The 17,787-nt window shown below is 68.3% G+C and carries 19 protein-coding genes; 12 read left to right on the top strand and 7 right to left on the bottom strand.

Features of this window, described 5'->3' with window-relative positions; translation table 11 throughout:
* Positions 1-112: 112 nt before the first annotated feature.
* Both QMZ26_RS09945 and ppa read right to left on the bottom strand, forming a co-directional pair.
* Positions 113-1,234: an HDOD domain-containing protein gene (locus QMZ26_RS09945; protein WP_079223137.1), complete on the bottom strand. Its 1,122-nt coding sequence runs from the start codon at positions 1,232-1,234 to the stop codon at positions 113-115.
* Between the two features lie 151 nt (positions 1,235-1,385).
* A complete protein-coding gene (gene ppa / locus QMZ26_RS09940) occupies positions 1,386-1,922 on the bottom strand; it encodes an inorganic diphosphatase (RefSeq protein WP_005410935.1) in 537 nt (178 codons plus the stop codon).
* 185 nt (positions 1,923-2,107) lie between these two features.
* On the opposite strand from ppa, the gene QMZ26_RS09935 reads away from it, so the two are divergent.
* The 5 genes from QMZ26_RS09935 to QMZ26_RS09915 all read left to right on the top strand — a co-directional run bounded on the left by QMZ26_RS09935 (position 2,108) and on the right by QMZ26_RS09915 (position 7,880).
* On the top strand, positions 2,108-2,599 hold the full coding sequence (locus QMZ26_RS09935; RefSeq protein WP_283221354.1) for a hypothetical protein: 492 nt from the start codon (positions 2,108-2,110) through the stop codon (positions 2,597-2,599).
* A complete protein-coding gene (locus tag QMZ26_RS09930; protein ID WP_283221353.1) occupies positions 2,599-3,075 on the top strand; it encodes a hypothetical protein in 477 nt (158 codons plus the stop codon). Before QMZ26_RS09935 ends, QMZ26_RS09930 begins: the two co-directional genes overlap by 1 nt.
* An 87-nt stretch (positions 3,076-3,162) precedes the next feature.
* On the top strand, positions 3,163-3,663 hold the full coding sequence (locus tag QMZ26_RS09925; protein WP_079223135.1) for an RNA polymerase sigma factor: 501 nt from the start codon (positions 3,163-3,165) through the stop codon (positions 3,661-3,663).
* 103 nt (positions 3,664-3,766) lie between these two features.
* Entirely contained in the window at positions 3,767-4,729 is a 963-nt protein-coding gene (locus QMZ26_RS09920; RefSeq protein ID WP_283221352.1) for a FecR domain-containing protein, read from the top strand.
* Between the two features lie 235 nt (positions 4,730-4,964).
* Positions 4,965-7,880, top strand: coding sequence for a TonB-dependent receptor (locus QMZ26_RS09915; protein WP_283221351.1), 2,916 nt, complete (start codon positions 4,965-4,967; stop codon positions 7,878-7,880).
* A gap of 183 nt (positions 7,881-8,063) precedes the next feature.
* Here the strand turns inward: QMZ26_RS09915 and QMZ26_RS09910 are convergent, their stop codons facing one another.
* Complete coding sequence (locus QMZ26_RS09910) at positions 8,064-8,321, bottom strand: DUF2789 domain-containing protein (protein ID WP_283221350.1); 258 nt, start codon at positions 8,319-8,321, stop codon at positions 8,064-8,066.
* Between the two features lie 110 nt (positions 8,322-8,431).
* Between QMZ26_RS09910 and QMZ26_RS09905 the strand changes: the two genes are divergently transcribed.
* The 6 genes from QMZ26_RS09905 to QMZ26_RS09880 all read left to right on the top strand — a co-directional run bounded on the left by QMZ26_RS09905 (position 8,432) and on the right by QMZ26_RS09880 (position 11,774).
* A complete protein-coding gene (locus tag QMZ26_RS09905) occupies positions 8,432-9,022 on the top strand; it encodes a biliverdin-producing heme oxygenase (protein WP_283221349.1) in 591 nt (196 codons plus the stop codon).
* Positions 9,023-9,035: 13 nt separating this feature from the next.
* On the top strand, positions 9,036-9,500 hold the full coding sequence (locus QMZ26_RS09900; protein ID WP_345782669.1) for a YbaN family protein: 465 nt from the start codon (positions 9,036-9,038) through the stop codon (positions 9,498-9,500).
* Positions 9,487-10,215, top strand: a complete 729-nt coding sequence (gene exbB / locus QMZ26_RS09895) for a tonB-system energizer ExbB (protein ID WP_283221347.1) — start codon at positions 9,487-9,489, stop codon at positions 10,213-10,215. Before QMZ26_RS09900 ends, exbB begins: the two co-directional genes overlap by 14 nt.
* A complete protein-coding gene (gene exbD, locus QMZ26_RS09890; protein ID WP_283221346.1) occupies positions 10,216-10,641 on the top strand; it encodes a TonB system transport protein ExbD in 426 nt (141 codons plus the stop codon).
* Positions 10,638-11,357: an energy transducer TonB gene (locus QMZ26_RS09885; protein ID WP_283221345.1), complete on the top strand. Its 720-nt coding sequence runs from the start codon at positions 10,638-10,640 to the stop codon at positions 11,355-11,357. Before exbD ends, QMZ26_RS09885 begins: the two co-directional genes overlap by 4 nt.
* 150 nt (positions 11,358-11,507) lie before the next feature.
* The gene (locus QMZ26_RS09880; protein WP_283221344.1) at positions 11,508-11,774 is read left to right on the top strand and encodes a hypothetical protein; all 267 of its coding nucleotides are present in this window, start codon (positions 11,508-11,510) and stop codon (positions 11,772-11,774) included.
* 140 nt (positions 11,775-11,914) lie between these two features.
* Here the strand turns inward: QMZ26_RS09880 and QMZ26_RS09875 are convergent, their stop codons facing one another.
* Positions 11,915-13,942 (bottom strand): sodium-translocating pyrophosphatase, encoded by a 2,028-nt coding sequence (locus QMZ26_RS09875; protein ID WP_283221343.1) that lies wholly within the window; start codon positions 13,940-13,942, stop codon positions 11,915-11,917.
* Positions 13,943-14,289: 347 nt separating this feature from the next.
* Here QMZ26_RS09875 and QMZ26_RS09870 point away from each other — a divergent pair, with 347 nt between their 5' ends.
* Positions 14,290-14,793, top strand: a complete 504-nt coding sequence (locus tag QMZ26_RS09870; RefSeq protein ID WP_283221342.1) for a hypothetical protein — start codon at positions 14,290-14,292, stop codon at positions 14,791-14,793.
* A gap of 114 nt (positions 14,794-14,907) precedes the next feature.
* Here QMZ26_RS09870 and QMZ26_RS09865 read toward each other — a convergent pair whose 3' ends face one another.
* The 3 genes from QMZ26_RS09865 to QMZ26_RS09855 form a co-directional block, all read right to left on the bottom strand.
* Positions 14,908-15,300 carry a DUF488 family protein gene (locus QMZ26_RS09865; RefSeq protein WP_283221341.1) on the bottom strand — a complete coding sequence of 131 codons (393 nt, stop codon included), beginning with the start codon at positions 15,298-15,300 and terminating at the stop codon, positions 14,908-14,910.
* Positions 15,301-15,426: 126 nt separating this feature from the next.
* Positions 15,427-16,221, bottom strand: coding sequence for a hypothetical protein (locus QMZ26_RS09860; protein WP_200732618.1), 795 nt, complete (start codon positions 16,219-16,221; stop codon positions 15,427-15,429).
* A gap of 183 nt (positions 16,222-16,404) precedes the next feature.
* Complete coding sequence (locus tag QMZ26_RS09855; RefSeq protein WP_283221340.1) at positions 16,405-17,661, bottom strand: 6-phosphofructokinase; 1,257 nt, start codon at positions 17,659-17,661, stop codon at positions 16,405-16,407.
* Between the last annotated feature and the right edge of the window lie 126 nt (positions 17,662-17,787).

Below are 17,787 nucleotides of genomic sequence, written 5' to 3'. Positions count from 1 at the left end.
GGCCGCAAGGTCCGCCCTCTTTCTTTGTGCGGCGCCTGCCGTGTGGCACGCGCACATGAAAAAAGGGCAGGCCTCGCGGCCTGCCCCCTGGTCTCTGCCCGCGCCGCCAGGCTCAGGCCTCGGTCGGTACCAGCCCCATCAGGCTGTTGGCATGCTCGCGCCACTGCGGCAGCTTGTTCAGCACGCCGGCACGCTGCAGGTAGTCCTCGTCCACCGGGTCGCCGTTGACCAGCGCCAGGGCCACGTGCACCGCACCGGTCACCCAGAAGCTGCGCGTGTTGGCACGTTGCGGCTGCAGGTGGAAGGCCACTGCTTCGATGATCGGCATCGGCAGGCCCCACAGGCCCAGCAGGTAGGCACCGGCCTCGGCATGGCCGGGGCGCGGATCGTCGGCCAGCGCCGGTTCGCTGCGCTCGTTGCGCACACCCGGCAGCAGCAGGCCGATATCGGCCAGCAGGGCGGCCGTCGCGCCCAGCTCGGCACTGGATTCGGGCAGCAGGCGCGCGGCAAGGCGCGAGGCCATCAGCGCGCGCTGCTGCAGCGAATTGCGCTCGGCAGTGGACAGCGTCGGTGCGGAAAACACTTCGCTGGCCAGCACCAGGTCACGCAGCGTGGCCAGGCCCAGGCGGGTCACCGCGGTGCGCAGGTCGGCAATGGTGCGGCCCTGGCTGAAGAACGCCGAATTGGACAGCTGCAGCACCTTGGCCGCGATCGCCGGATCGGCGGCAACCAGCTTGGCCACGTCGGCACTGTCGGTGTCGTCGTCATGTTCCAGCGCCTGGGTCAGGCTCAGGTACAGATGCGGCGGCGAGGGCAGCTTCTCGATGCGGCCGATGGCATCGCGCAGGCGCGGGCTGTCCAGCACGTCGCGCAGCTCTTCCAGGCTGGTCAGCGCTTCCAGCAGCACTTCCGGCGCCAGCGGCAGCGGCAGGAAGCGGTGGGCCACGCCGATCAGGCGCGCCGGCGGCGGCCGGTTGCCATGCTGGGCATCGACCAGCGCGATACGGATGGTTTCAGGCCGCAGCGTGCGGATCTGGCCGAGCAACGTGGTTGCGTTGAGATCGGGCAGCTGCGGGCAGACGATCACCGCATCCACGCCCTGCGCAGCCACTGCGGTCATCGCAGTGTGGCCATCGACGGCGGTCAGCGGTTGCCATTCTTCCCCAAGATCGGCAATGAATTCGCTCAGCTCAGCCGGCAGGCTGGCTGAATCCCCAACTAGCAGAATACGCACGACACATTCCCCTGGCTGTCTCGACGGTGTGCATCGATGACGTGTGAAGTGACGCAATTTACCTAATACGGCGCCAACAGTGATGGCCCGCAGTGTTGAAACGTGACCAGCATCGCTCCGGCGCGCAGCACCGGAGCGATCCTGTTCAGGCTCAGGCCTTGCTGTCGAGGTGGCGCTGGTGCGCCTCGATCAGGATCTGCTTGGCCTCGGCCGCGCCACCCCAACCGTCCAGCTTGACCCACTTGCCCTTTTCCAGGTCCTTGTAGTGCTCGAAGAAGTGGCCGATGCGCTCCAGCCAGTGGCTGGACACCTGGGCGATGTCTTCGACATGGGCGTAGCCGCTGAAGATCTTCGAGACCGGCACGGCCAGGATCTTCTCGTCGCTGCCCGCTTCATCGCTCATCTTCAGCACGCCGACCGGACGGCAACGCACGACCGAGCCCGGGACCAGCGGCAGCGGCAGCACCACCAGCACGTCGGCCGGGTCGCCATCGCCGCACAGGGTGCTCGGCACGTAGCCGTAGTTGCACGGGTAGCGCATCGGGGTCGACAGGATGCGGTCGACGAAGATCGCGCCGGTTTCCTTGTCCACTTCGTACTTCACCGGCTCCGAGTCCTTCGGGATCTCGATGATGACGTTGATTTCTTCCGGCGGGTTCTTGCCGGGCGAGACGAGTTCCAGACCCATGGTGTGCTCCAGGTGGGGGATGTGGACGGATAGCTGACCATTTTATGCCTTTGCCGGGCGCTGTGCAGGGTAGGGCAGCGCCGACCTTCGTAGTGGTCCCCGCCGGAGGGGCCGGGGCGGGGTTCCCCGATGGGCTCCTCCCCGCCGCATGGGCAGGCTGGACGTCCATACCAAGGAGCCCTGCCATGAACTGGAACCGCTGGTGCTGTTGTGTCGCCCTGCTGCTGGCACCCCTGCCCGTGCTCGCCCGTGGCCTGCACGTCGACCTGATCGACTACCCCCGGCCGGAGGCCAACTGGGACCGCGCCTATGGGCTGGAGTCGGCCTTGCAGCGGGAGTTTGACCGGCTTTGCGCCGATACCTGGTGCGAGGGTGACTACAGCAACTACCAGGTGCTGCAGTTCCGCTGTGCCGTGCTGGCCCATCGCGGTACCGTGCAGCGATGCGTATGGGTGGTGGTGGCCAGCGAACTGTCGGTGGACGCCGACAGTGGCGAGGTACACGCTGACAACAGGCGCTGGGCCTGCCCTCTGGAGCTTCGCCCGGGAGTGCCGGTTGAGGCCTTCCATGCCGCGCTGGATGCCCCGGGAGGCCTGTCGGCGCCTCTGCCCGGGCTCGACCATGGGCTGTTTGACGTACTGCCCGGGTGCATCGGCAACACCGGGAGGACAGGCTGATGCGCGCGCACGTGCGACAAGGGCTGGCCTGCGCTCTGCTGCTGGCAGGAACTGCCCAGGCGGGGCCGCTGTATGTGGATGCCCGGGACTATCCCGCTCCAGGCGCTGGCCACGCGAGGTTCGTTGCCGCCGAGCGTCGCCTTGAAAGGGGGTTTGACAACATCTGCGGCGACACCTTCTGCGAGGGCGAGTACTACAACCTTCGCGCCATGCGTCTGCGCTGTTCGGTGCATCAGGCCTCGGGGGCCGTTGGCAGCTGCGTCTGGACATTTGCTGGTAGCCAGACGTGGGTGCGGCAGACCGGAAAGATCGATGTTGACCACGCGATGTACGCCTGCAAGCTGCCGCTGGCTGCCGGCACCTCGCTCGAGCAGCTCCTTCAGCTGTGGGAAGCAGGGTCGCCCGACGACGCACTGGATGCCTCGTTGCCAGGCAGTACGGTCAGCGCCTATGAGGCACTGACCGACTGCCTCTAGGAGCGGGGGTGACGGAGGTGTAAACGTGACTGATTCGCATTTACGGAGTAGCATGCGCGCCGCCCCCGTCTGTCCCGTCCGCCGCGCATGCCTTCCAATGCCGCCACCCTCACCGAACTGCTGATCCGTGAACGGCCAGCGCTGCTGCGCCGGGTGCAGCGCATCCTCGGCGGCGACAGTGGTGCCGAGGATGTGATCCAGGCGGTCTGGTTCAAGGCGCGTGGTGTCGACAACCAGCAGTGCATCGACAACCCGCGTGCCTACCTGTACCGCCTGGCGATCAACCTGGCCACCGACCATGGCCGCGAGTCGACGCGCCGCAACCGCCTGCTGGCCGAGCACTACCTGTGGCAGGAGGAGGACGAGGTGTCCACCGAAGACCAGGTGATGGCCCAGGATGAGCTGCAGCGGGTGCTGGATGCCGCCGGGCACCTGCCTGAGCCGACCCGCACCATCTTCCGCCTCAACCGGCTGCAGGGGCTGACCCAGGCCGAGATCGCCCGCCGCCTGGGCGTGTCGGTCACCACGGTGGAAAACCACGTGCGCAGCGCCCTGGCCCGGTTGGCCTGGGCCCGCGAGGGTCGATGATCAATCGCCCTTGGGGGCCGCTGCACGACGAACGTCTTGATCCACGGGCCGCAGTGCGGTTCCGTCCTTTCCACTGCGCCTGACCGCGCCCGCCTGCCAGCCGATGAGCCCGCACTCTCCTTCCAGCGCCCGCGCAGACGACCCCGTGGCCGAACAGGCCCGGGACTGGATCGTGTTCCTGGCGTCCGGCGAGCACAGCGATGCGCGCATGCAGGCGTTCGAGCAGTGGCTGGCGCAGCCTGGGCATCGTCGCGCCTTCGAGCACGAACGGCGCCTGTGGCGCTGCCTCGGCGCATCGCCGGTGGCAGCGGCCACAGCCGCAACGCTTCCGGCGGCGCGTGGGCGTGTGCGTTCCCGCCGCCGCCTGCACTGGGCCGCCGCCGTAGCAGCCGCTCTGGCGCTGCTGGTAACCGCCCCCGACGCCTGGCTGCGCCTGCAGGCCGACCATCGCAGCAACCACCAGGTGCAGGCGGTGCAGCTGCCCGACGGCAGCCGTGCAGTGCTCGATGCCGACAGCGCCATTGCCGTGCACTTCGATGCACGCGCCCGCCGTATCGAGCTGCTGCAGGGGCGCGCCTGGTTCGAGGTGACCCCGGATGCGCAGCGCCGCTTCAGCGTGGCCGCCGGCAATGGCGTGGTCGAAGACATCTCCACTGCGTTCACCGTCGCCCGCCATGACAGCACGGTGGAAACCGAAGTGGGGCAGGGACGGGTGCGCGTGGCCAACCCGATCGATGGTGGCTGGACCTACCTGCAGGTGGGGCAGCGCGCGATGTACGGCGCACACAGCGGCGTGACCCGCCTGGCGGACGTGGCTGCCGACCGCGTCGGCGCCTGGCGCCAGGGCGAGCTGCTGCTGGATGACGCCACGGTGGCCGATGCCGTGCAGGAGGTGGGCCGCTATCGCCGTGGCCCGACCTTCGTGCGCGGTGACCTGTCGCACCTGCCGGCAGTCAGCGCGGCCCTGCGCATCGACCAGCCGGAACAGGCGCTGGACACGCTGGCCGCGACCGCAGGCCTGCAGGTCACCCGCCTGCCCTTGGGCGTAGCCATCGTCCACCGGTAGATCCACGCCATGCGTGGATGAATCGATCGGCAACCCTGCAGCCACGCATGGCGTGGCTCTACTGCATCACGCACCGGTAGATCCACACCACGTGTGGATGAATCGGCCTTGGGGTTCCCCGCGCCCCATTCGTCCTACCCAGCGAACGTACCCGCCGCCGCCACGTACGTCGTTGTGTCCGCGCCCCGCGCGGATGACGCCGCGCCCGCGGCTCCGTTCCCCTCACAGGTTTCCCATGTCCGACTTCCGTCGTCCGGGCCGCGCGCCGCGCCCGTCCCGTCTGTGCATCGCCCTGCTCGCCGCTGGCCTGGCCGGCACCGCGCCGACCGTGCTGGCCCAGTCCAGCACCACCGCGCCCGCCGCGCTGCTGCGCTTCGACATTCCTGCCCAGCCGCTGGATGGCGCGCTGCGCGCCTACATGCGCCAGTCCGGCGTGCAGGTGGCCTATCCGGCCACGCTCGGCAACGGTGTCACCTCGCAGGCGGTCAGCGGCACGCTGTCGGCCAGTGATGCGCTGTCGCGCCTGCTGCAGGGCAGCGGCCTGGTCGCGCGCCGGGTCGGCAGCGACGCGGTGACGCTGGAAGCGGCGCCGGCACAGGCCGGCAACGGCGTCATCGTCACCGACACGCTGAGCGTGTCCGGCGAGCACATCGAAGGCGGTGCGGTCAGCGATGAAGCGCGCCTGCTCGACAGCTACCGCAGCGTCGGTTCCACCACCACGATCAACCGTACCCAGCTGGAACGCTTCCGCGGCACGTCCAACGGCGACATCGTCAAGGGCGTGGCCGGCGTCACTGCGGGCGATCCGCGCGTGGGCAACGGCTTCGACGTCAACATCCGCGGCATCCAGGGGCAGAGCCGCGTGCCGGTCATCATCGACGGCGGCCAGTCCAGCATGGACACCTACCGTGGCTACGCCGGCCAGTCGCAGCGCACCTACCTGGACCCGGACCTGATCTCGCGGTTGACCATCACCAAGGGTCCGAGCCTGCAGGCCAACGCCTCCGGTGGCATCGGTGGCGTGGTGGAAATGGAAACGCTGAACGTCGACGACGTCCTGCGCGAAGGCCGCGATGTCGGCGTACGCGTGCGTGGTGGCCTGGCCAACAACAGCGCCAACAACCTGCCGGGCTACGACGCCGCACCACGCACCGACCGGGGTGCCAGCGGCAGCCAGTTCTTCAACGTCGCCGCCGCCGGCCATTGGGATCGCTTCGATCTGGTCGCCGCCTATGCGTACCGCGACAACGGCAACTACTTCTCGGGCAAGCACGGCTACGACGATTTTCCGCAGACGCGGCGCACGCTGGCACCGCTGAACCTGCCGCGCACGGAAGTGTTCAACACGTCCTCGCGGTCGAAGTCGGCGCTGCTCAAGGGCACCTGGCGCATCGATGATGTGCAGACCCTGGAGCTGGGCTACCGCCGCTATGAAGGCACGGCGGGCGAGATCATGGCCTCGCAGATCACCCGCGTGGACCGCGACCGCGTGCCGCAGTGGGACCCGGGCCACGTCGACATGGACAGCTACAGCGCGCGATACCGCTTCAACCCGGACAGCGACAAGGTCGACCTGCGCATCAACGCCTGGTACACCGATACCGACAGCGTGATGTACAACAACCTGACCGGCATCACCCCGTGGTACTACGACCGCCGCACCGAGTGGTACGACGCACCGAGCTTCAGTGGCAACCCCGGCTACAAGGACGCCTACCGCAATCCGCTGCGGCAGAAGCGCTTCGGCCTGGACGCCAGCAACACCTCGATCTTCGAGACCAGCGCCGGCCGCTTCACCCTCGACTATGGCCTGGCCTACAGCGACGAGGACATCGCGCCGGGCAGCTCCGGCCCGATCATGCACGATGACCTGGTCAACAACCGCTTCCTGCGCAACGCCGAGCGCAAGGAATACAGTGCGGTGGCCTCGCTGAAGTGGGCACCGGACGAGCATTGGGAAGTGCAGGCCGGTGGCCGCTGGAACCGCGTGGACGTGCACGACCGCAACCGCCTGGCCACCCCCGACCAGTACGAGGTGCAGGGCCAGTACCGCTACACCGAACTGCTCAACGGCGACCCGAGCCTGCCGTCGTGGCGGGCCAAGCGCATCGCCCTGCTGAACTGGTACCCCGATGCCAACGGCAACTTCACCCAGGATTCGCTGCTGGCCTCGCCCTACGAGCGCGGTACCGTGGCTGACATCGGCGGCTGGAACTTCTACGACGCCGATGAAGCCGAAGACCTGGAAGTGCCGGTCAGCTGGACCTGGTCCAAGCCGATCCGCCGCCGCGACAGCGCCTTCTCGCCGACCGCCAGCGTCGCCTTCCGCTTCAGCGAAGACAGCTTGGTCTACCTGAAGTACGCCGAAGGCACCAAGCTGCCGAGCCTGTTCGAGACCACTCTGGGGCTGTTCACCGCCGCCAAGCCGGTGGCCGAACTCAAGCCCGAACGTGCGCGCAGCTGGGAACTGGGCGCCAGCACCATCCGCCACGACCTGTTCACCGCCGGCGACCGCCTGGCGCTGAAGCTGGCCTACTTCGACACCCGCATCGACGACCTGATCACCCGCGATTACCGCACGCTGTCGGCCGGCCTGATCCGCAACGTCGACCAGTTCAAGGTGTCGGGCTTGGAGTTCCAGTCCAGCTATGACAGCGGCAAGCTGTTCGCCGATCTGTCGGCGCACTACTACTTCAAGGCCAAGACCTGCGCACCGGACATCGCCGCCGAGCGTCGCGCCTATGGCGTGCAGCGCAGGATCGAGGAACTGGCCAACACGCCCGACTGCGTCGATGGTGGTTTCGAGGGTTCGTACTCCAACACGCAGAACCCGCCGCGCTACATGGTCAACCTGACCGTCGGTTCGCGCCTGTTCGACGAGCGGCTGACCTTCGGTACCCGCGTGGTCCACAACGCCGGCCCGATCAGCAAGCTGGACAAGGAATGGAACGTCGGCCTGTCGGCGATCCAGCAGCTGTACCGCCCGACCACCCTGGTGGACGTGTTCGCCAGCTGGAGCTTCAACGACCAGCTGTCGGTGGAAGCCAACGTCGACAACCTGACCGACCGCTACTACCTGGACCCGCTGGCCCTGGGCGTGATGCCGGCCCCGGGCCGCACCGCGCGCCTGGCGTTGACCTGGAAGTACTGACCGGCCATCCACGCATGGCGTGGATCTACTGAAAACCGGTAGCGCGGATCAGGCAGAAAGACGGTAGCGCCGGGCCATGCCCGGCGGATCACGCAGATGAAACGGTAGCGCCGGGCCATGCCCGGCGGATCGCGCAGATGAAACGGTAGCGCCGGGCCATGCCCGGCGTTTCCTTTGGCGCGCTTACAACCCGCGCGCGGCCTTCACCGCGTCTTCGTGCAGCGCTTCATTCAGCTCGTCCACCACGGTGGTCCAGGCGGCATCGGCCTGCAGCGATTCGGCCAGGAACTGGCGCTGCGCATCGCTCCAGAACGGGGCGTCGGCCACTTCCACTTCCGTGGCCAGCTGGTGCTGGGCGATGAACCCGGCGATGGCATCGGCGCTGGCGTCCAGGCCCAGCTGCAGGAACAGGTTGGTCATGCTCGGTTCGGTGGTGATCATTGGAAACTGCCTGGCAGGGGAAAGGTAAGCTGCATTATCGACGCATGCCGTCTTGGGGGAACCCCCTCGTGGCACGTCTCATGATCGACGCTTCCCCCTGGCACCCCCCGATGACCGCGACAACTTCCCCCGACGACAGCCGCAGCGTGCGCCTGAAGGCCGCCACCCGTGACAGTCATGGCGCGCTCGACAAGCGCATCATGGCCGGTGACATCTTCGCCGACCGTGGCAACTTCGCCCGCTTCCTGCGCGTGCAGTACCGTTTCCACCGCAGCATCGACGCGCTCTACGCCAGCCCCGCGCTGGACGCACTGCTGCCGGCCCTGCACGAACGCCGCCGCCTGCAGCAGGTGCGCAACGACCTGCAGGATCTCGAGCAGACCCTGCCGGGCCAGGACATCACGCCGTTGGCTGCGGACCTGCCGCTGCCGGCCGCGCTGGGCTGGCTGTACGTGGCCGAAGGCTCCAACCTGGGCGGCACGGTGCTGTACAAGATGGCCGCCGCGCTGGGCCTGGACCGTGATTTCGGTGCCCGCCACCTGGCGGCACACCCCGATGGCGCCGCCCGCCACTGGCGCGAGTTCACGGCGGCGCTGGACGCGGTGCCGCTGTCGGCCGAGCAGGAACAGCAGGTGATCGACGCCGCCGACGCGGCCTTCCGCAGCGTGCATGGCCATGTCGAAGTGGAATTCGGCGCATGAGCGGCCACCGCTGATGCGCTGGCTCTGGTTCGCGCTGGGCTGGCTGATGGTCGGCCTGGGCGTGATCGGTGCGTTGTTGCCGGTGATGCCCACCACCATCTTCCTGATCCTGGCGGTGGGCTGCTTCGCCCGCAGTTCGCCGAAGTTCGAGCAGCGCCTGCTGGCCCATCCGCGCTATGGCCCCTCGCTGCGCCTGTGGCGCGAGCAGGGGGCGGTGTCGCGCAAGGGCAAGGCGTTCGCCAGCGCCGGCATGGCGGTGGGCTTCGCGCTGTTCTGCTGGGGCGCGCATCCCTCCTGGCGGTTGCTGCTGGGCGTGGGCCTGTTCTTTGCGGCCAGCGCCGGCTACGTACTGAGCCGGCCAGCGCCGCGGCTCGATCCCACCCCGCTGGTGGAAGTGGACGATGCCGAACCCCGCGCGGCCCGCCGCCGCGCGTCTCCTCATGATTCTGATGGAACCCCCGACGATGCTGCCTGCTGACCTGGCGCCCCTGGCCACACCCGCCCTGACCCCGTGGGGCATGTACCTGGCCGCCGACGTGGTGGTCAAAGCCGTGATGATCGCGCTGGCCGTCGCCTCGCTGGCCACCTGGACCGTGCTGCTGGCCAAGGGCTGGGAGCTGTCGCGGCAGGCGCGCGCGCTGCGTGCGGCCCGCGCGCGGCTGCTGGAGGCGCCAAGCCTGCCGGCCGGCGATGTGGATGCTGCGCTGGCCGAAGGCACTGCGGCGGCGATGCTGGAGGCGGCACGCAGCGAACTGCGCCTGTCGCAGGACCTGGCGTGCCGTGACGGCATCAAGGAACGCGTCGCCTCGCGCCTGGACCGGCTGGAACTGGATACCGCACGCGTGCAGCGGCGCGGCATCGGCGTACTCGCCAGCATCGGTGCGGTGGCGCCGTTCGTGGGCCTGTTCGGCACCGTGTGGGGCATCATGAACAGCTTCATCGGCATCGCCCACAGCAACACCACCAACCTGGCGGTGGTTGCACCGGGCATCGCCGAGGCGTTGCTGGCCACCGCGCTGGGCCTGGTCGCGGCGATTCCCGCCGTGCTGGTCTACAACCACTTCAGCCGCGTGCTGGCTGGCCTGCGTGGCCTGCTGGGTGATCTGTCGGCGGCGGTGCAGCAGCTGGTCTCGCGCGATCTGGACCGTGCCGCTGCGCGTGCTCCTGCCAGTGCACTGCGTGCGGTGCACTGAATGGCGATCAGGACCGCATCCGACCGCGACGACACGCCCGAAGAAGCGCACGAGATCAATGTCACGCCCTTCATCGACGTGATGCTGGTGCTGCTGATCATCTTCATGGTGGCCGCGCCACTGGCCACCGTGTCGGTACCGGTGCAGCTGCCGGCCAGCAGCGCGAAGGCCACGCCGAGCGAACAGGCACCGGTGTACGTGACCGTGCAGGCCGACCTGTCGCTGCGCGTGGGCGAAATGCCGGTCGCGCGCGACGGCCTGTCCGCTGCGCTGCAGGCGGCCACGCACGGTGATGCGGAGCAGCGCATCTACCTGCGCGCCGACCAGCGCGTGCCCTATGGCGAGTTGATGGCCACCCTCGATGCACTGCGTGCGGCGGGTTACCTGAAGGTGGCCCTGGTTGGCCTGGAGCAGGGCGCACGATGAGCACGCTGCGGCGCTGGGCGACCAGCCTGGCGATCGTGCTGCTGGCACACGCGGTGCTGGCCAGCATCGTGTGGTGGTGGCATGCGCGCGCTGCACCGGCGCCCACGGCAGCGCCACCGGCCGCGCTGATGCTGGAGCTGGCACCGACCGTGCAGGCGCCACCGGCTCCGCCACGCGCGCTGCCGACCGGGCCGCTGCAGCAGGAACAGCAGCGCCGCGAAACCACGCCGCAACCGCCGCCCGTGCCCAAAGTGCCGCCGCAGCCGCAGGGGGATCTGCCGCCGAAACCGCAGGTGCCGGCCAGCACGGCGCAGGACAGCGCGGACGCCAATGTCGAGCGCAGCACCGCACCGCCGGAGGTTCCCGCCGACGTTGCCACGCGATACGCCGCGCAGCAGACCACCGCTGGCGAGCGCAGCCGCGCCAACGCCACCTGGCAGGGCCTGTTGCTGGGCCACCTGCAGCAGCACCGGCGCTACCCGCGCCAGTCCGAGCGCCTGCGCCAGCAGGGCGTGGTGTATGTGCGGTTTGCCGTGTACCGCGACGGGCGCGTGTCCGCCGCGCGCATCGAGCGCGGCAGTGGCTTCGCGTTGCTGGACCAGGAAACCCTGGAAACCGTGCAGCGCGCCAGCCCGGTTCCGGTGCCGCCGGCCGAAGTGGCCGGCGACCCGGTGGAAGTGATGGTGCCGGTCGCGTTCTACCTGCGCGGTCGTTGACCGGAAGCGGGGTCGGCAACGGGGTCGGATCCCTTTCCGCAGGAAAGGGCTCTGACCCCAGCGGAAACCACTATCATCGCCCCGACCGTCAACGGATGACCGGAGGCTGCCATGACAACACGGACGCTGCGGGTACTTGCCTGGTGCAGCGTGGTCTTCGCTGCCTGCGTGGCCTTTGTTTCGCTGGCACCGTTCACGCCCGCCGTCATCTTTACCTGGCCGCTGCTGGTGTTTGCTGCGTTCTGCATCTGGCGCGGCGCGCGCCTGCCCGGCCTGCTCTGTGCGTGGCTCGCGTCGCTGGCCTTCATCTCCAGTCCGCACAGCACCTATGACGGGTGGGACAAGCCCATCTATGCCTGCTGGGTGATTGCGCTGGTGGTGATTATCGCCATGCGGTTGCGGAGCCCCAGACCGTAGAGTCGAGCTTGCTCGACTGCTTTTGGCCTGCAACGCAAGGGCAGTCGAGCAAGCTCGACTCTACGGAGCGTTGATCGACGGCGGGGTCGGAGCCCTTTCCTGCGGAAAGGGATCCGACCCCATCCACGCATGGCGTGGATCTACAGCAGCGGCACCAGCAGCAGCGCCACGATGTTGATGATCTTGATCAGCGGATTGATCGCCGGGCCGGCGGTGTCCTTGTACGGGTCGCCGACGGTGTCGCCGGTCACCGCGGCCTTGTGCGCCTCGCTGCCCTTGCCGCCAAAGTGGCCATCCTCGATGTACTTCTTGGCGTTGTCCCAGGCGCCGCCGCCGGTGGTCATCGAAATGGCCACGAACAGGCCGGTGACGATGGTGCCGATCAGCAGGCCGCCCAGCGCGCGTGGCCCCAGCAGCAGGCCCACCACCACCGGCACGGCCACCGGCAGCAGCGAAGGCACGATCATTTCGCGGATGGCCGAGCGGGTCAGCATGTCCACGGCCCTGTCGTACTGCGGCTTGCCGGTGCCCTGCATGATGCCGGGGATCTCGCGGAACTGGCGTCGCACTTCCTCCACCACCGCACCGGCCGCACGGCCGACCGCTTCCATCGCCATCGCGCCGAACAGGTAGGGGATCAGGCCGCCGATCAGCAGGCCGATGATCACCGTGTGGTCACTGAGGTCGAAGCGGAACTCCTGGCCGGGGTTGGCCGCCTGCAGGTTGTGCGTGTAATCAGCGAACAACACCAGCGCGGCAAGTGCTGCCGAGCCGATCGCATAGCCCTTGGTCACCGCCTTGGTGGTGTTGCCCACCGCATCGAGCGGGTCGGTGATGTCGCGGATGTCCGAAGGCAGCTCAGCCATCTCGGCGATGCCGCCGGCGTTGTCGGTGATCGGTCCGTAGGCATCCAGCGCCACGATCATGCCGGCCATCGACAGCATCGCGGTGGCGGCGATGGCGATGCCGTACAGGCCGGCCAGCGCATACGCACCCCAGATCGCCGCACACACGGCGACCACGGGCAGGGCGGTGGACTTCATCGAGATGCCGAGGCCGGCGATGATGTTGGTGCCATGCCCGGTGGTCGAGGCCTGCGCCACGTGCTGCACCGGCTTGTACTGCGTGCCGGTGTAGTACTCGGTGATCCACACGATCAGGCCGGTCAGCACCAGGCCGATCAGTGCGCAGCCATACAGCGCCATCGGGCCATGCACGTTGTCGTTCATCAGCCCGGTGGTGATCGGGTAGAACGCGATGGCGGCCAGCACGCCGGAGACGATCACGCCCTTGTACAGCGCGCCCATGATCGAGCCGCCCGGCTTCACCTTCACGAACAGTGCGCCGATGATCGAAGCGATGATCGACACCCCGCCCAGCACCAGCGGGTACAGCACCGCATTGGCACCGGCTTCGCTCAGCATCAGGCTGCCCAGCAGCATCGTGGCGATGACGGTGACCGCGTATGTCTCGAACAGGTCGGCAGCCATGCCGGCGCAGTCGCCGACATTGTCACCGACGTTGTCGGCGATCACCGCCGGGTTGCGCGGGTCGTCCTCGGGAATGCCGGCTTCCACCTTGCCCACCAGGTCGGCGCCGACGTCAGCGCCCTTGGTGAAGATGCCGCCCCCCAGGCGCGCGAAGATCGAGATGAGCGAAGAGCCGAAGGCCAGGCCGACCAGCGCGTGCAGCGCCTGTTCCATCGGCAGGCCCATGCGCAGCAGCAGTGCGTAGTAACCGGCCACGCCCAGCAGGCCCAGGCCGACCACCAGCATGCCGGTGATGGCACCGCCGCGGAAGGCCACGTCCATCGCCGCGCTGATGCCGTTGCGCGCGGCCTCGGCGGTGCGCACGTTGGCGCGGACCGAGACATTCATGCCGATGTAGCCGGCCGCGCCGGACAGGACCGCACCGACGGCGAAACCAATGGCGGTGTACCAGCTGAGGAAGACGCCGACCAGCACGAACAGCACCACGCCGGCTACGCCGATGGTCAGGTACTGGCGGTTGAGGTAGGCACGCGCGCCTTCCTGGATCGCGGTGGCGATCGCGATCATGCGTTCATTGCCGGTGGGTTGGCGCAGGATCCAGCGCGCCGAGATGATCCCGTAGAGGATCGCGAGAATGGCGCAGCCCAGCGCCAGTGACAGCCCATGACGTTCCAGCATCAGACCCCTCCGCAGAATGGATGGTGAGCATCCAGTGGCGATGAACGGCACCACGAGGGGGACGACGGGTTGCAGCCTGGAACCAACCCGTGCCGACCGGAACGGTCGTCCGACGTATGGCGGTGTTCAGCATTCCCTGGTGCCCGCAGTATGCGTCGCTCCGCGCCCGGATGGTAGCGCCGGGCCGCGCCGCGCCGCATGATCCGTGGGCGCCCTCCAGATGAACGCATCGCCATGCGCGCGGAACCCGCCGCCGGTCCATGGGCATGCTTTGAGAGCCACAGACCCTTTGCACCCCGTTAAGCCACGCTCTGCAAGCCTGCGCACAGTCCTGACGGAGATTCCCCATGCGCCTGTCCCTGCTGATGCTTGCCGCCCTGGTGCCGGCCATGCCCGCGCTGGCTGCGGAAACGCCTGAACTGCAGCGGGCGGTGGGTGCCCCGCAGGCGGTGGGCGCCGTGCACACCCTGCGGCAGATTCCCGAGGCCTGCGCGCGACTGGAGGGCGTGTTCACCGGGCAGGCCGCCGAGCCGTACCGCTTCTCCGCCGTGAGCACCAGCGAACAGTGCCGGCCGCGCGCCCGCTTCGTTGATTACGCCAAGGCACAGCCTAGTGCCGACAAGGGCTGGAAGCTCAACGACGTGATCCGCGTGCCGAATGCCGCCTGCCCGGCACAGCAGGCGGTGGTGCGGGTGTGGCGCCTGCCGGTCAACAACACCCAGGCCCTGGATGGCCAGGGCCAGTCGCGCATATACCTGGAAGAGGCAAAGAAGCAGGCCGCCGCCGGCAAGATCCCGCAGGTGACGATGTTCGCCGCGCAGCTGCAGGTGGAAGGCAAGGCCTGCAATTGATACAGGTGGGTGCCGACCATCGGTGAATTGTCGGTGGGTGCCGACCGTTGGTGAATTGTCGGTGGCTGCCGACCGTTGGTCGGCACCGATGCCTCATCCACGCATGGCGTGGATCTACCCCCCAACCAGCTTCGCCCCGCGCGCAACCAGCAGCTCGCGCAGTGCCGTGCGGTGGCAGTGCGCCTCGTCTTCGCAGTAGCAACCCACGGCGATGTCGCTGTGCTGCGACAGCGCCGCCAGCAGATCCAGCGCATGCGCCGCGTCGGGCGCCTTCATTTCGGCCTTGTAGTGGCGGAAGAAGGCATTCCAGTCCGCCGCGGTGGTCGCCCCGTGGGCCTGTTTCACCAGCTCCGGGCTGGGGGCCAGGGTCGGAAACCAGACGTCATACCAGTCCTGCCGGGCGAATTCACTGCGCGCCACGCCACGTGGCGGCCGCCGCACCGTGCCGATGCGCAGGCCCTCACCGGGCGTGCGCGGGCTGCCAAGACGGACCACATGCAGGGCCATGGTGTTTCTCCTTGTGCAGGACCACATCTTCGCGCCCGTGACGTGCCGCAGGCGTGAACCGGGCCGCAAACAGAAGGCCCGGGCACTTGCGCACCCGGGCCTTCGGTCATGCCATGGCGGCGGCGGTCAGTTGCCGCGGCAGTCCTTCAGCCACAGCACGCGGCCGATCTGGTCGTAGTTGTCGACCACGCCGGTCAGCGTCACCTTCTCGCGCGGGCGCAGGGACAGCGCATAAGCGGTCTGGTTGGCGGCGAACGAGCAGGAGATGGCCACGCGCTCGAAATCGATGCTGCCATCGCTGGGCAGGTCGAAGGTGGTGTTGTAGGTGCCACCGCTCTTCAGCACCGAGGCGATGCGCCCGCTGATGACGTAGGTCTTGCCCTTGTAGCGCGGCTCGATCGCAGCGGGGTTGTCCTTGTTCTGGTTGCGCAGCTGGAAGCCGAAGCGGTCGGCGGCAATGGTCACTGCCGATGCCTGCGGCGTGGCCTTGGCAGCCTGGTCACCGGCCTTGCCCGGCTTGACCTGGTTGAGCAGCTTGCACATCTCGGTACGGACGCCGTCAGCCGAGGCGATGGCTCCCTTGTTGACCTTCACCACCATGGCAACGGTGCCCTGGCCGCCTTCGGAGGTAGCGCTGATGATCATCGGGATCGGCTTGTGCGCCATGCTCTCCGGTTCTTCGATCAGCATCGAACCGCCTTCGATGTCCTCGCTCAGCACGTCCATGTTGGCGTTCTTGGCGATGACCCGCATCTGGCCGATGGCGCTGGCCACGCTCAGGTCCGGGTGGCTGACCGACGAAGTGAAGGTGGTGCCGGTGAAGGGGTTGCCCTTCTTCTGGAAGTTGGCTTCGCAGGTCGCGGCGAACGCGGGCGCGGCAGCCGTGCACAGCAGCACGGCGAGGAAGGTCTGGCGCTTCATGGATACAGTCCTTGTGGTGTGGCACTACGCGCCCGCAGGAGCGGGCGACAGACGGGTTGGCACGCATCGGCCCCTTGCCCCGGGCCGGGCCCCGATTGTGGGCTGCTTCTCAGTTCGCCGCAATCCAACCATCAAGGGCCCTTTCCGCTGGAAAGAGCCCTGGGTCACAAGTTGTGACGTGGATCAACCTTCGAAGGCGGCCAGCTTCTGCTTCACCGCCACGTTCTTGAGGGTGACGTACTTCGGCAGGCCGTCGCTGCCGTAGGGCAGGGGGGCTTCGCCCTTGATCAGCGGCGACAGATAGGCGCGCGCCTTGGCGGTGATGCCGAAACCATCGCGGCGGATGAAGCTGGCGGGCATCTTCTTCTCGTGGTTGGCGATCTTCGCCAGCGGCGCGGCCTCGATGTTCCAGCGGTAGGGCGCATCGCTGCTGCGCACGATCACCGGCATCACCCCGCTCTGGCCCTTCAGTGCCAGCTGCACGGCCGCCTTGCCCACCGCCTGCGCCTGTTCCCAGTCGGTCTTGCTGGCCAGGTGCCGGGCCGAGCGCTGCAGGTAATCGGGCAGGGCCCAGTGCACCTTCAGGCCCAGCTGGTCCTTGACCCGGCCCGCCAGGTACGCGGCGACGCCGCCCAGCTGCGAATGGCCGAAGGAGTCCTTGCTGCCGCCGGCATCGGCGACGAAGCGGCCGTCGGCGGTGGCGATGCCTTCGGAGGCCACCACCACGCAGTAGCCGACGCGCTCGACCACGGCCTTGACCTTGGCCAGGAAGGTGGCCTCGTCATAGGCACGCTCGGGCAGCAGGATGATGTGCGGGGCCTCGTCCTCGCCGTTGCCGGCCAGGCCCGCGGCGGCGGCCAGCCAGCCGGCATGGCGGCCCATTGCTTCGTAGATGAAGACGCGGGTGGAGGTCTCGGCCATCGCCGCCACGTCCAGCGCGGCCTCGCGGACGGAGACCGCGGTGTACTTGGCCGCCGAGCCGAAGCCCGGGCAGGTGTCGGTCACGGCCAGGTCGTTGTCGATGGTCTTGGGCACGCCGATGCAGGTCAGGTCGTAGCCGGAGGCCTTGGCCAGCAGCGAGACCTTCAGCGCGGTGTCGGCCGAGTCGTTGCCGCCGTTGTAGAGGAACCAGCGCACGTCGTGGGCGCGCAGCACCTCCAGCAGGCGGTCGTAACGGGCCCGGTCGGCCTCCAGCGATTTCAGCTTGACCCGGCACGACCCGAAGGCGCCGCCCGGGGTGTGGGCCAGGGCGCGGATGGCGGCGGCACTCTCCTTGCTGGTGTCGATCAGCTCCTCGCGCAGGGCGCCGAGGATGCCGTTGCGGGCGGCCAGGACCTTGATGCCCTTGGCCCGGGCCTGCTCGATGACCGCCGCTGCGGTGGCGTTGATGACCGCCGTGACGCCGCCGGACTGGGCGTAGAGGAGGGTACCGTTGCGCATGCTTCTACCTGCTCGGTGAGGGGGACATTGCAGTGACATTACCCGTATGCGCTAAAGTGGCGCTATTGCGGTGCAGCGATACCGGTCCGTCCGGGGCGCGAACCTTCTTTGTTTTCAACACGTTGG

This window comes from Stenotrophomonas sp. PFBMAA-4, from assembly GCF_030053215.1.
Lineage (GTDB): Bacteria > Pseudomonadota > Gammaproteobacteria > Xanthomonadales > Xanthomonadaceae > Stenotrophomonas.
Note: the sequence above shows the minus strand (reverse complement) of the source record. Positions and strands in the feature narration are given on the sequence as shown.